We start from the raw sequence: 14,247 nt of genomic DNA on the forward strand, positions 1-14,247 counted from the left end.
AAACTAATGCGTTGCTTATTGTTTAATAATTGATTAATATTTAATATTAGTTTAATATAATCTGTCAAATACTTATTTAACATATTAGAAGAAATATATGTTAAAAAAATTACAAAAAGCTATTTCAAATATAGAAATATATAATCCTTTAGTATTAAATCTTATAAATTCTCATTTCGCATATCTAATTTCTACTGGCTTAAGCACTTTTGGTGTTTCTGATCATCATATTGATATGAGATATATTAACTTTTCATTTAATGAGTTTTTAAAAAGGTTTAATAAATCAAAGGTTATTTTAAACATAGATCTTCAAGAATTATTACTTTTTCCTAATTCTTGGCTATGGGATGCTATAATTGATAATAATCATGAAAAAAATTATCAAATTATTATTGGAATTAAAGATAGTATCTGTCTTTACGAATTATTGAATAGTAATGATAAAAAAATTTATCATCTTATGGATAATGTATTTAAATATCCTAATATTATTGTTTATAAACAAGAACAAATTAAATCTCAATTTTGTATTGAGAATTTAATAAAAAAAAGAATTGGTTTTATTTATAATAAAGAGTTAGTTTTTATTGAATTTTTTAATAATAAAATTAGCCTTTTCACTAAAATAAATGTAGAGCATATTCCTATAATTCCTAATTATTTTAAGTCTTTACCTGGATTATTTGAATTATTTAATGCAATACTATCATCTTTTGTTTGTGGTTCTGGTAGTGGTATTATAGAATCTGCAGTTATGTCATCTTTATATTTTTATTGTTGTATGTCATATGCTGAAGAAATTTGTCGTAATCATTATAAACAGAAAAATATATTCCCTACTTCTTTTATAAATGCTGTAGTTGATTCTTTTTATGAAGTTAATTGGAATCATGTTGAAAAAATTATAAATAATTGGGAATTTAAATTATAGATTTTATATTTAATATATATTTGATAATATGTTAATAAATAGTTTATGAATAAATTATTTCACAAATTTTTTAATAATTTAAATAATTATAGTAGTAATAAAGATGAAAGCAATAATTTCAATATAAATTCTACTAACTTTAACACAGAAATTTATGAAAATATTTATAATTCATCAAATCTAGTAGAGAATCTTTTTGCAAAATATTCCTCAGAATGGTGGAAATCTGATGGACCAATGTCTATGCTTCACTATATGAATATTATTCGTCTAAATTATATAAACGATATTGTAAATACAGTGTTTGGTAATGATAAGAAATTAGATATTATTGATATAGGATGTGGAGGTGGATTACTTAGTATCCCTTTGGCTAGAATTGGTCATAGTGTTGTTGGTTTAGATATTGAAGAAGATCTTATAAGTATAGCCAAAAATAAACTGGAAGAGATAAAAATCAGAAAAAATATAGAAAGAAAAAAAAATTATAAAGAATCAGATGCAAAATTTTTTGTATGTGATGCATCAAAAAAAGAACAACTAAATGATATTATAAAAAATAAGTTTGATATTGTAATAATGATGGAAATTATTGAACATGTAAAAGAAAAAGAAGATTTTCTATTAAATTGTATAAATTTACTAAAACCTGGAGGAATTGTTTTTTTATCAACAATAAATAGGAATTTAACTTCATTTTTTAAAGCAATAGTTTGTGCAGAATATATTATTAAATGTGTTCCTAAAAAAACACACAATTATATAGATTTTATTAAACCAAATGAAATATTAGAAATTTTTGAAAAAGTTAAAAATTATGGAATAAATGAAGATAATACAAATTCTCATACAAATAATAAACATAAATATAATAATAATTATTATATAATTGATATATCTGGTATAAAATATAATATTTTTAATAAAAAATTATCAATAAGTAATAAAATAGATACAAATTATTTAATGTGTTTAGGATTTTATCCTAATTAATTTTTTATTTAAAAATTTAGTTTTATAAAAATTTTATTAGATATTTTTATTAAAAATTAGATTGAATTATTATTTATGTCTAAAATAATATCAATTCTAGAAGCAAAAAGTCTTATTGAATATAAAAAAGCATATTCTCTTATGACTAGTTTACATTATTGTTTATTTAAATATCAAAATCCTTTATATTATTTAAATAATTCAGATTATTCTACTTTTTTAAATTTTAATAATTATAATCAAATTAATTATAATAAAATATATGATAATAATAAAAAGAATAATGATAATTTTATAGGATATATATTAATTCTAGAACATCCAACTATTTATAGTATAGGCTGTAATACCCCATCTGATCAAATCCAAAAACTACAATCTATAATTTCTCCTGAAATTATTCACTTTTCTGATCGTGGAGGCATGATAACCTGTCATGCTCCAGGTCAAAAAGTTGTATATTTTATTATCAATTTGATTGAATTTTTCTCACCATTTAGTGCAGATATCAAAAAGTTTATTATAATTATACAAAGTTTTTTTTCACTTTTCTTGAAAAATTATTGTAATATCGATACAAAACAAATAAATAATTATCCAGGATTATGGATTCATAACTATAATAATTTTAATTATTCTGAGCATTTTGATAACTATAAACTTAATTCTAATAAAAATAATAATGAAAAAAATCAAAATGACTTTATATCTCAGAATTATAAAAAAATATTATTCTTAGGATTAAAAGTTAAAAATTCTATTACTTATCATGGAATAAGCTTGAATATTCATCAACAAAGTCATCATTTTGCAAAAATATCTCATGCTTGTGGAATAAAAGATTGTATTATTACATCAATTGAAGAAGAAATTAAATATAAGTCTATTTATATTAATAATTTAAATATAAATCAAATATTTACACATTATATTGGTAATTTTATACATTATTATGATGATTATATAAAATATTCCAATAAAATATTCTAAAATTAAAATTTCACAAAAAATATTATAAGAAATATAAAAAATATTAAATTTTATTAATGAGAAAATATATATTCTCCAGATAAATTTAAAAGATCACAATCAGAAAGATATGGCACAAAATCAAAAGCAGCTTGTGCTATTTCCATACGACCTTCTCGAACCAATATTTCTGAAAGTTTTTCTGCTAAATGATGTAAATAAAAAACATCATAAGCTGCATATTCTAATTGTTTATCAGATAAACTATTTTTACCCCAATCAGATGTTTGTTGTTCTTTTGATATTTTAACACCTAATAAATCATAACATAGGTCTCTTAAACTATGACTACGGCAAAAAGTTAAAGCTAAACGAGCAGCAATTTTTGTACAAAAAACATTATTAATTCTATCATTTTTAGAATTAATTTTATTATTTTTTTCTATAAAATAGTTATTTTTTAAGAAACAAGATGCAAAATTACGATGTAAAATCGCTATATCAAAACGTGCAAAATGAAAAATTTTTTTATAATTATCATCAAATAAAACTTTACATAAGTTTGGAGATTTAGGTGCAAATTCTGTCATCTGAATAAGATGAATACAATCAGATCCATCAGTAATTTGAACTAAGCATAATCTGTCTCTATGGGGCTGTAAACCCATTGCTTCTGTATCAATTGCAATTGTATAGTCAAGTGATAAATCATCTGGGAGATCATTTTTATGTACTAAAATACGCTTATTTTTTATTTTCATTTATATTTGTTATTTTTTTTATATATTAAACATTATTAAATTTTTTCACTTTTTCATTAATCTTTAAATAAAAATTTAAATAAAAAATAATATTGTTAAGTTAATTAATAATATTTTCTAATGATGATTTCATTACTTGATTATTTTCTGTTATATATGAGATAAAATAATCTATACTATTTGTAATTTTCTTAGAAACCTCTTCTACATTACCATGGCTTTTGATATCAACTATTATAAAGTTGCTATGATTTTTAAAATAATCTATAACTGCATCACTATGTTTGTGATATGTTGTAAGTCTTTTATTAAATGTACGTGGATTATCATCAGATCTAATTACTTCATCACCATGACAATTAGTACAGATAGATCCTTTAATCATACCAGCGTTACATTTACCACATTCAGCACGTTTGATCATTCTAGCTTTAAGTACGTTATCACTAACATCTAAATTTAGAATAATATTCACATTATTAGGATCTTTACTCAAAATATTTTTAATTTGTTCTGCTTGATATCTAGAACGAGGTGCTCCATCAAGAATATATCCATTCCTACAGTCTTTTTGACTAATTCTATTATTTATTAATTCCATTGTTATTTGAGGTGGAACTAAACCACCTTTTTGCATAATATCTCCCATTTCTCTTCCTAATTTACTTCCAGATTTTACTTCATCTCTCATAATATCCCCAACTGATATATGAGGAATTTTATATTTTTTTGATATAATAGAAGCATGTGTTCCCTTCCCAGAACTAGGAGCACCTATCATTATAATATATAATTTATGATCTTTATAATTATTATTATTTGTTAATGCATTCTGTTTTGAACATGCAGTTATTACGATTAATAATAAAAAAATTAGAGATTTTTTTATAAAATTTAATAAAAAATTTTTTATAATCATTTTTTTTAATATATTATATTAACTTAAATTAGAACAAGTTCAACAATATTATTCATACTTCTGACTGTCAATAATATTAATATTAATATAATTCATGATTATAGAAAATATTATATAAATTTTATAATTAAAAAATTATTATATAATTAATACGTAAAAATTATATATAAAATAGATTCTTTAAATTAATCATCTAATTTTAAGGAAATAAACCTTAAATATATAATATGTTTTATTATTATAAGTAGTAATTTTATTCTTTAAAAAGCTTTATTTTTAATTTTTATTTTTATCAATTGTAAATCCATTTACAGAATTTATTTTTTGTGTTAATAATCCTATTTTGTATGCAGTATTTCTATTTATATTTAAAAGGTTTACAACAATTCTAGTAGCTGTATTTAAAGGAATTTGGTATTCAAAAAGAGATTGAAATATTTTTTTAGCAGAATTTTCAATTTTAGCAATATTTTCAATAATATTACTTTCAATATTATTTTCTTTTACATCGCTACATAATACATTGCTCTTTATAAAATTTTTTATAGAGTCCTGCATATTATCATTATTATTATCATTATTTATAGTTTTTATATTATTTATAATATGATTACATTTCTTATTTTGCGTATGTTGCATTATATTGTTGTTTTCAATATTGCTTTGATGATACTCTATTACTTCTTTTTTATGTAATTGAATATTGTCTTCAAGTGTTTTATTATCTTGAGAAATAATAAGAACTATTTCCCCTTTTATTATTTCTCTTTTATTATAAAGAATAAAAATATTTTCAATAGTATCAAAAATAATTTCTTCATGCATTTTCGTCATTTCTCTTCCTATACAAATCATATGTTTACTACCAAAAATATCTAATATCTTATACAAAGTATCTAATATACGATATGGGCTTTCTAAAATGATTACATTAGTATCTAATTCCTTTAAGTATTCTAACTTATTTTTCTTTTGAGAGCTTTTTTTTGGAAGAAATCCAACAAATAACCAGTTATCACCAAGAACACCACTAACTGACATAGCAGCAGATATAGAGCTAGGCCCAGGTATTGGTATAACTCGAATATTGCTTATTTTAGCTCTATATATTAATATAGATCCTGGATCTGATATAGTTGGAGTCCCAGCATCACTTACTAATGATACTTTTTTTCCACTATTCAATAAGTTTAATGCATAATCTATATTATGATCAAAATCATGAAATGAGATAATTTTTTGTGATTTTATATTATAAAAATTTAATATTTTATGAGTTATAATTGTATTTTCAGCTAAAATAATATCACTACTACTTAATATAGCTAGACCACGCAATGTAATATCATAAAGATTTCCTATAGGTGTAGCGACAACATAAAGACATCCACCAGATGGAATATTTTGTTGATTAATCACGAAATCTATCATTTTTTGCCAAGATGGGATGTCATTATTAAGATTTTTTTCGCTTAAGTTAATAAATTCATTTTTATCTATAGTATTAGTTTTAGATAAATTATTATTATTATATATTTTTATTTTATTTTTCTTTCTTTTTATATTCATATATTTTATATAAATTCTTTTTCAAAAACAGTATTAATTTCAACTAATTGATATAAGTAGACATTTTATATAAGAAAAAAATAATATCTAATTATTTTCATAAATATTTTCATAAATTTTATATCTTTTATATCTAACTGCTTTATCAGTTAAAATACTTATATTGATAGACTTATATGATAGATATTGTATATGAAATATGAATATAAAGAATTTTCAATATTTTTTTATTTTATACTAATAATTATATAAAAATAATTCAGTAATAATTTTATTTTAAGAATATAATTTTTATGCTTGATTATGATATAATGATTTGTTATGATAAATTTAAGGTTATTTTGTGATCTTAATTGTAAGTTTGTATTTTAATTACTGGGGTATAGCCAAGTGGCAAGGCACTGGTTTTTGATACCAGCATTCGGTGGTTCGAATCCATCTACCCCAGCCACTATTTTTTCATCTGACTTACTACTTTTTTTACACTATATCAGTTTTTATAGTACTACTATAAATGATTATTGGCGCTTTAAGCTATTAAAATAATGATTTATTTGTATTTGTACAAAATTTCTGATATCATGCTAAATCATGTATGCCCAGATAGCTCAGTCGGTAGAGCAAAGGACTGAAAATCCTTGTGTCGGCGGTTCGATTCCGCCTCTGGGCACCACTTTTATTTTATATATCTTTATCAAAAATAATATAAATATAAAAGTTTCAAATTATTATAAAATTATAATAAAATTAATTGATTTTTTATTTTGTTTTTGTAATTTATTACATTTAATTTTATTGGTATTGAATACCAATTATATTTTATAAAATATTTTTTTCATATTCTAGTTTTCAAAATAAATTACACTATTTAAAGTAGTTTTATATAGTGTGGTTGATATATAAAATTAATTATTTTATAATATTATTTAATTATAACAAGTATTAGCATTTGTTATTACTCAATTTTTAAATATTATTAGATTCATTAAAATAATGGCAGCTGATGATCGTAGAGTATTAAATTTTAAAATTCCATGCTTTTTTGGTGGACAAAAAAGTGATATTGATATATACATTGGGCGCCCTAAAGAAGAGAATAATCCAATATATTTTCAAAATAAATTTATTCAAGATACAAAAGGTGGCAATATTCCAAATGAAGTTATAGAAAGCTTATCAAAATTACAGAATCTTTCTAAAATACATAATGTGTCATTTCAAGAATTATGTGAAAGTGCATTTGCCGCTATAACTTATGATAAAGACATTAATGATTTAAATGATGAAACTCCACCTTTTGATGAAGATTAATATATAATTCCTTGATTATCATTAATTTTATCAGTTATTTATAGAAAATAACTATATTTTATAGATGAAAAATTCAATATTAAAATGAATACCAATACTGTGAACAACAATTATCCTATTCGTGTAGGTATCAATGGATTTGGTAGAATTGGAAAATGTTTAATGCGTGCAATTTATTCTCCAAATTCTAGATGGAAAAATATTATACAAGTTGTTCAAATAAATAGTAGAAATATAACTGCTGAAGATGCTGCATATGCATACAAATATGATACTGTGCATCGCATTGCAGCTAATGAAAAAATCCACTATATAAGCGATAATACCAATGAATTGCTCGTTATAGACGATCATAAAATATTTATAACAAGTGAGGAAGATATATCTAAAATAAATTGGACATTAAATAATGTTGATATTGTATTAGAATGCACTGGTAAATTTAATACGGCTGAATATGCAAAGATGCATTTTAATCATAAAAAAAACACAAATCCAGTTATCAATACAATAAATAATAAACCATATTTCGGCGTTATAGGAGTTATTGTATCAGCTCCATGTGATGGAGCAGATGCAACTATTATTTGTGGTGTAAATGATAATATAATTGAAAATTTACATATAAATACATATCAAAAACATACAAATGTAGATATAAATACAGATAAAAAACATACAAATGTAGATATAAATACAGATAAAAAACATACAAATGCAGATATAAATACATATCAAAAACATACAAATGTAGATATAAATACACATGAAAAACATATAAATGTAGATATAAATACATATCAAAAACATACAAATGCAGATATAAATACACATGAAAAACATATAAATGCAGATATAAATACATATCAAAAACATACAAATGCAGATATAAATACACATGAAAAACATACAAATGTAGATATAAATACACATGAAAAACATACAAATGTAGATATAAATACATATCAAAAACATATAAATGCAGATATAAATACAGATAATAATTTTGATACTATCTCTTCTAAAAAATCCGTAAATTTATTATATAATAAATTAGATAATCAATCTGAGATAGTAATATCAGCAGGATCATGTACAACAAACTGTCTTCTTCCAATAATTTCAGTTATTAAAAATAGTTACGGTATCAAAAATGGATTTATGACAACAATTCATTCCTATACTAATGATCAATCTCTAGTTGATAAAAAACATTTAGATAAACGTAGAGGAAGAGCTGGTGCATGTTCTATTATTCCAACTACCACAGGTGTTAATAAAATAATAAAATATATTTTTCCAGAAATGGAAGGAAAAATATTTGGATCATCATTACGTGTTCCAACAAATAATATATCTTTAGTGGATTTTGTTTTTACTCCAGATAAAAAAATAAAAAATATTAATGATCTTAATAATTTATTTATAAAATATAGTGAGCAGTATCCAGAGATTATGGGTATAAATCAAGATCAAACAGTTTCTAGTGATTTTATTGGCGATAACAGAAGCTGTATAATAGATCTGACGCAGAATTGTTTAATAGATGATGGAAATTTATGTCGTGTTGTAGGATGGTATGATAATGAATATGCATTTGCTCAAAGAATGATTGATATTTGTATAAAAATAATTTATATTTACTTAAATTAAAAAATAGTATAGTATAATTTAATTATAGATTAAAATTTATATAAAAAAAATAACTAAGAAAAATAACTCTAAAAAATTTAATAGATTGAAAAAAGTTCTTGATAATATTGTTAAAATCAGATACATCATATTAATGAGTTATTTTATTAATTGCAAAAACAAGTTAAAAAAATTTTTTAAATATGCAAAATATAATTGAGTTTTTTCATGTCTTTCCACTCTTTGTAATAGTTGCTTTGTATTTTCTAAAGTCAAAATATGCAATGTATTTTTCTTTTTTAAGAACAGCTAATAAAAGTTTAAATGCAAAAAAATTTAACATTGTTATAATTCAATTAATAATTTCTTCAATTGGAGTTGCATTTGGCGCTAATGCTCATCATTTTTCTCATTCTTATATTATTGATCCATGTCTAATATATTCTGCTATAATGTTGTTCTCAGCTATTAGTGTTAAAAATGCTCCTGTAACTACAATTAGAATTAAAAAATAATAAATAGCAAATACCAGTATTTTCAATCAATTTTCCCTTTTATTTTATTAATACTTTATATCAATAATAGATTTTCTCATACTTGCATTTAGTGCAATACTTTTATTCATAGTTTATATGATGCATTTTCAATAATGGTATATGAAAATGTATTACGTTTAGTTAAAATATTTATTTATTCGTTTATTCTTTTATAAATTTAATAAATATAATAATTAAACTCATACTATAATATAATAATTTAATATTTATTAATTATAAAAAAAACAAATATGCCTCCTCTTTCTAGTTTACCTGCAGAAATTGGCTTTTATGCAGAAGATTTTCGCCTTCTTAGTATAAACAATACTTATTTTTCTCTTGATGATATTAGAGGATCTAACGGTTTTGTTATAGCATTTATTTGTAATCATTGCCCTTATGTTAAAGCAATAGCAAAAAGAATATCATCTGAAGCAGAAGCATTAGCACGAATTAATATTGGATTTGTTGCTATTAATTCGAATGATTATGAATCTTATCCTGAAGATTCATTTGATAATATGAAAATTTTTGCTAAAGATAATAATTTTTCATTTCCATACCTTATAGATAGTACACAATCTATTGCTGAAGTGTATCAAGCTGTTTGTACCCCAGATTTTTTTGGATTTAATAGTAAAGGTTTGTTGATGTATAGAGGTAGACTTGATGATGGTGGGAAAAATGGGGAAGTAAAAAAGAGAGATCTATACGAAGCTATGAAAATGGTTTCTAATAATAACATCGTAAATTTTGATATATATCCTAGTATTGGTTGCTCCATAAAATGGAAGAAAAATTCTTAATATATATTGAATCTTATTGAATCTTATTAAGTATTTTAAATAAGTTTACGATTTTTTTAGTTTTCTTTTAATTTGTGTAAATAATGTATTTATATATTGATTTTATCCAAAAATAGAAATAAAGAAATAAAAAAACATCAAAAGTTTTTAGTTTTCTTTTAATTTGTGTAAGTAATATAACTAATATAATTTTATATTGGTTTTATCCAAAAATAGAAATAAAAAAATATCAAAAATTTTTAGTTTTCTTTTAATTTGTGTAAATAATATAACTAATATAATATATATTAATTTTCGTGCTTTGTAATACATTATATTGATATATTGCAAAATGGAAGAAAAATTCTTAATATATATTGAATCTTATTAAGTATTTTAAATAAGTTTACGATTTTTTTAGTTTTCTTTTAATTTATTGTAAATAATATAATATTTAAGTTATTTTATATCAAAGAATAGATTTTATCAGAATTTTATCATATTTATACTGAATATAATATGAATATAATATTTTTGTTCATAATATATTACAAATTAAGAAAAAAGTCTTTGATATTTTGATTTTATCGGGGAATAAAGAGATATTGAAAAGTTTTTCTGAGTTTTTTGAATTTTTCCTGTTTTCTTTTTTTTCAGTGATACAAATTAATATAATATATAACCAATATATAATATTTTATATTTTTTACTTAAAATTTGTATTATATGTTAAGTATTGATAAAATATCAGTATGAACTTCTTCTTTTGTTTTATTTCCATCAACAATTTTTATTCTTTCCGCAGATTTACTAGCGATTTCTAAAAATCCATTTCTTATTTTTTGATGAAAATCAAAATTTTTATTATCATAAAACGTATTGTGATTTTCACTGCCTTTTATACGTTTCATCATATTATCAACATCAATATCAAGTAAAATCGTTATATTTGGTTTTAATCCTTCAGTTGTCCATTCAATTAATTTATTTATTATTTTTTCATCTAGTCCTTTGACAATACCTTGATATACTATAAAAGAATCAATATATCTATCAGATATAACATAATCTTCATTTTTAAGATGTTGTTTTATTTTTTTTATATGATCACGACGCGCTGCAGCAATAATTAAACTTTCTGTTAGAGGATCAGAGATTTCTTGTGATAGAATGAGATTTCTAATTGAATTTGCTAAATTAGTACCTCCTGGTTCTTTGGTCGATATTACATTAATTTTTTGTTTTTGAAGGTAATTTTTTAACATCAGAACTTGTGTTGATTTTCCACTAGCTTCTCCACCTTCAAAAGATATAAATTGTGATTTTTGCTCAATTTTTTTACTATTATTGATCATTCTTATATATTTTTCTATATTATTAATTATATATTTTATATTTTTATATATTTAATTTATATTATTTATATTATAGTTATTTTTTATTTAATTGAGCAAAATAAATGATAAATTAAGATATATTTTCTATATGTACAAAAACTCTAGGAGATTTTCCTCTTTTCATACTACAAATTTTTTGTACATTTCTATTAATTTTTTTAGGAAGAATTTTAACATCAATTCTTTTGAGTTCTGATATTGTATTTTTTATTTCCTCAACAATTTCATCTATGATATTATTATCAGAATCGTCATTTCTATCAAATAGTCCCATTGATATAACTTTAGGTCTTCTAATAAGTCTGTGAGATTTGTTTATAATAAGAACAATAACAACAGCACCATTATCTCGAATTTCTTGCCTCTCTTTAAATATTATACTATTATCATTTATTATATCATTACCATCAATTGCAAGATATCCTGAATCAACATAAGCAATAACTTTAGGATCTTCAATACTCAGATTTACAACTTTTCCATTACTTACCTCAATTGCTTTTTCAATTCCACATTCTATAGCAAATTTACAATGCTCATGAATCATTGTTGGTTCACCATGTACTGGAATTGATATTTTTGGACGCAAAAGATCGTACATTCTTCTTACCTCTTCACGTGCCGGATGTCCAGATACATGAACAAAATGATCTCTTTCTGTAAGAGTTTCAATACCTTCTTTACAAAAATGATTCAATAAATTTGATATTCTTTTTTCATTTCCTGGAATAATTTTAGATGAAAAAACAATTGCATCGCCTTTTTTTAAATTAATATCTTGGTGTTGATTACGTGCTATCTTACTAACTGCTGCAAGATTTTCTCCCTGACATCCAGTACATATTACTAATATTTCATTACGTTTATAGTTTTTTATTTCATATGAAGGTAAAAATAAATCAAGATCTAATAAATATCCAGATGATCTTGCAGCATTATAGACACGCCATAAAGCTCTACCAGCTAAAAAAACTTTTCTATTGTTTCTTTTAGCAGCTATTCCTATAGTATGGAGTCTTGCGATATTGGAAGCAAATGTACTTACAATAACTATACCATTTTTTATTTTAGATACTATATCTCCAATACTATTAATAAGTTCTCCTTCTGATTTTGATGATCCTTCTGTAAAAATATTAGTTGAATCACAAACTACAGCTAAAATACCTTCTTCACCTAATTTACGTATATAATTTTCATCTGTTATATCTCCTATTATAGGCTGAGGATCAAATTTCCAATCACCTGTATGAAAAATATTACCTTTTGGTGTTCTTATCATTAATCCATTCATTTCTGGAATAGAATGCGTAATATTAATCATTTCTATAGAAAATGGCTTTAGTTCTATTTTTCCTTTCATAGGAACTTCTATAATGTTTATGTCAATTCCATCTTCATATTCTGAAAGTTTTGCTCTTAAAACTTCCGCAGTAAACTTAGTTGTATATACTGGACATCTTAAATAATGCCATAAATATTGTACACCACCAAGATGATCTTCATGAGCATGAGTTAATACCATTCCTATAATATTATCTTTATGTTCTTCTATAAAATCTATTTTAGGTAATATAACGTCAACTCCAGGTAGATCTTGCTCAGAAAATCCTATGCCAAGATCTACTATCAACCATTTACCTTGGTAATGGTATAAGTTAAAATTGAGTCCAATTTCATTAGCTCCTCCTAGAGGAATAAATAATAAATCATTATAGTGCTGTTCTAGATTAAGAATTGGTATATTATTTTCGTGATACGTTTGTTTTTTTTTGATATGATCATTTTTAGCGGAGGAAAAATTTAAAGATTTTGAATTACCAGAATTTTTACCATCTTTCATTTTAATTTTTTAATTATAAATTTATAGTTGATGTAATTTTTTTTCATAGAGATAAAACTAATGAATCTATTTTAACAAATGAGTTTTTAAAAAAAAAATTTTTATTCAAAAAATATTACTAAAAATTTAGCTATTCTATTAAATAGCTGTTCTATCAATTATCTTGTAAAGAATAAGTAAGTATTTATGAAAATAAAACTCATTTAGTTTATAAAAATTTAGCTCATTATAATTCATAATTAATTGTTTTTAGAAAATTCTTATATAAAAATATTATAATATTATATTGCATTGCAATTAATAACAGTATTAATTTAGTATTTAAGTATAATTTTTTATAAAAATTATAAATTAATTTATTAATAAAATTAAATTTTACAATCTTATATTATAATGCCAATTTTTATATATATCATGATATTATAATAAAGTTCACTAATTTAACATATATTGAAATTGATTATATTTAATACGTTTTTGTTAATAATTTTCGCTAATGAATAACAATCTAAATGATTATTAAATTGACTAATAATCTTAAATTGTGACTCAATTTTACCTAGTTTTACCTATATTTTCATATGATATTATTATCATT

12 protein-coding genes and 2 tRNA genes are annotated in these 14,247 nt (G+C 22.2%); 9 read left to right on the top strand and 5 right to left on the bottom strand.

Going from position 1 to position 14,247, the window contains the following annotated elements; genetic code table 11:
- The first annotated feature begins 97 nt into the window (after positions 1 to 97).
- The 3 genes from Lyticum_RS02960 (at position 98) to Lyticum_RS02970 (ending at position 2,917) form a co-directional block, all read left to right on the top strand.
- Positions 98 to 934 (top strand): hypothetical protein, encoded by an 837-nt coding sequence (locus Lyticum_RS02960; RefSeq protein ID WP_322498848.1) that lies wholly within the window; start codon positions 98 to 100, stop codon positions 932 to 934.
- Positions 935 to 979: 45 nt separating this feature from the next.
- Positions 980 to 1,927: a bifunctional 2-polyprenyl-6-hydroxyphenol methylase/3-demethylubiquinol 3-O-methyltransferase UbiG gene (gene ubiG, locus Lyticum_RS02965; RefSeq protein ID WP_322498849.1), complete on the top strand. Its 948-nt coding sequence runs from the start codon at positions 980 to 982 to the stop codon at positions 1,925 to 1,927.
- Positions 1,928 to 2,002: 75 nt separating this feature from the next.
- Entirely contained in the window at positions 2,003 to 2,917 is a 915-nt protein-coding gene (locus Lyticum_RS02970) for a lipoyl protein ligase domain-containing protein (protein ID WP_322498850.1), read from the top strand.
- 53 nt (positions 2,918 to 2,970) lie between these two features.
- On the opposite strand, the gene Lyticum_RS02975 is transcribed toward Lyticum_RS02970, so the two are convergent.
- The 3 genes from Lyticum_RS02975 to rsmI all read right to left on the bottom strand — a co-directional run bounded on the left by Lyticum_RS02975 (position 2,971) and on the right by rsmI (position 6,145).
- On the bottom strand, positions 2,971 to 3,657 hold the full coding sequence (locus tag Lyticum_RS02975) for a ribonuclease D (protein WP_322498851.1): 687 nt from the start codon (positions 3,655 to 3,657) through the stop codon (positions 2,971 to 2,973).
- A 100-nt stretch (positions 3,658 to 3,757) separates the two neighbouring features.
- A complete protein-coding gene (locus tag Lyticum_RS02980; RefSeq protein WP_322498852.1) occupies positions 3,758 to 4,576 on the bottom strand; it encodes an adenylate kinase family protein in 819 nt (272 codons plus the stop codon).
- A gap of 276 nt (positions 4,577 to 4,852) precedes the next feature.
- Positions 4,853 to 6,145 carry a 16S rRNA (cytidine(1402)-2'-O)-methyltransferase gene (gene rsmI, locus Lyticum_RS02985; protein WP_322498853.1) on the bottom strand — a complete coding sequence of 431 codons (1,293 nt, stop codon included), beginning with the start codon at positions 6,143 to 6,145 and terminating at the stop codon, positions 4,853 to 4,855.
- Between the two features lie 376 nt (positions 6,146 to 6,521).
- Here rsmI and Lyticum_RS02990 point away from each other — a divergent pair.
- From Lyticum_RS02990 to Lyticum_RS03015, 6 genes are all read left to right on the top strand, one after another.
- Positions 6,522 to 6,596, top strand: a tRNA-Gln gene (locus Lyticum_RS02990).
- 146 nt (positions 6,597 to 6,742) lie between these two features.
- Positions 6,743 to 6,818, top strand: a tRNA-Phe gene (locus Lyticum_RS02995).
- 320 nt (positions 6,819 to 7,138) lie between these two features.
- Entirely contained in the window at positions 7,139 to 7,456 is a 318-nt protein-coding gene (locus Lyticum_RS03000) for a DUF2610 domain-containing protein (protein WP_322498854.1), read from the top strand.
- Positions 7,457 to 7,540: 84 nt separating this feature from the next.
- On the top strand, positions 7,541 to 9,109 hold the full coding sequence (locus tag Lyticum_RS03005; protein WP_322498855.1) for a type I glyceraldehyde-3-phosphate dehydrogenase: 1,569 nt from the start codon (positions 7,541 to 7,543) through the stop codon (positions 9,107 to 9,109).
- Between the two features lie 182 nt (positions 9,110 to 9,291).
- On the top strand, positions 9,292 to 9,603 hold the full coding sequence (locus Lyticum_RS03010; RefSeq protein ID WP_322498856.1) for a hypothetical protein: 312 nt from the start codon (positions 9,292 to 9,294) through the stop codon (positions 9,601 to 9,603).
- A gap of 272 nt (positions 9,604 to 9,875) precedes the next feature.
- Positions 9,876 to 10,430, top strand: coding sequence for a thioredoxin family protein (locus Lyticum_RS03015; RefSeq protein WP_322498857.1), 555 nt, complete (start codon positions 9,876 to 9,878; stop codon positions 10,428 to 10,430).
- A 701-nt stretch (positions 10,431 to 11,131) separates the two neighbouring features.
- Here Lyticum_RS03015 and tmk read toward each other — a convergent pair.
- Together tmk and Lyticum_RS03025 are read right to left on the bottom strand one after the other, a co-directional pair.
- A complete protein-coding gene (gene tmk / locus Lyticum_RS03020; protein ID WP_322498858.1) occupies positions 11,132 to 11,764 on the bottom strand; it encodes a dTMP kinase in 633 nt (210 codons plus the stop codon).
- A 112-nt stretch (positions 11,765 to 11,876) separates the two neighbouring features.
- Positions 11,877 to 13,550 (bottom strand): ribonuclease J, encoded by a 1,674-nt coding sequence (locus Lyticum_RS03025; RefSeq protein WP_407659032.1) that lies wholly within the window; start codon positions 13,548 to 13,550, stop codon positions 11,877 to 11,879.
- Between the last annotated feature and the right edge of the window lie 697 nt (positions 13,551 to 14,247).

Origin of the sequence: Lyticum sinuosum (genome assembly GCF_034471385.1) — a bacterium.
Taxonomy (GTDB): domain Bacteria; phylum Pseudomonadota; class Alphaproteobacteria; order Rickettsiales; family Midichloriaceae; genus Lyticum; species Lyticum sinuosum.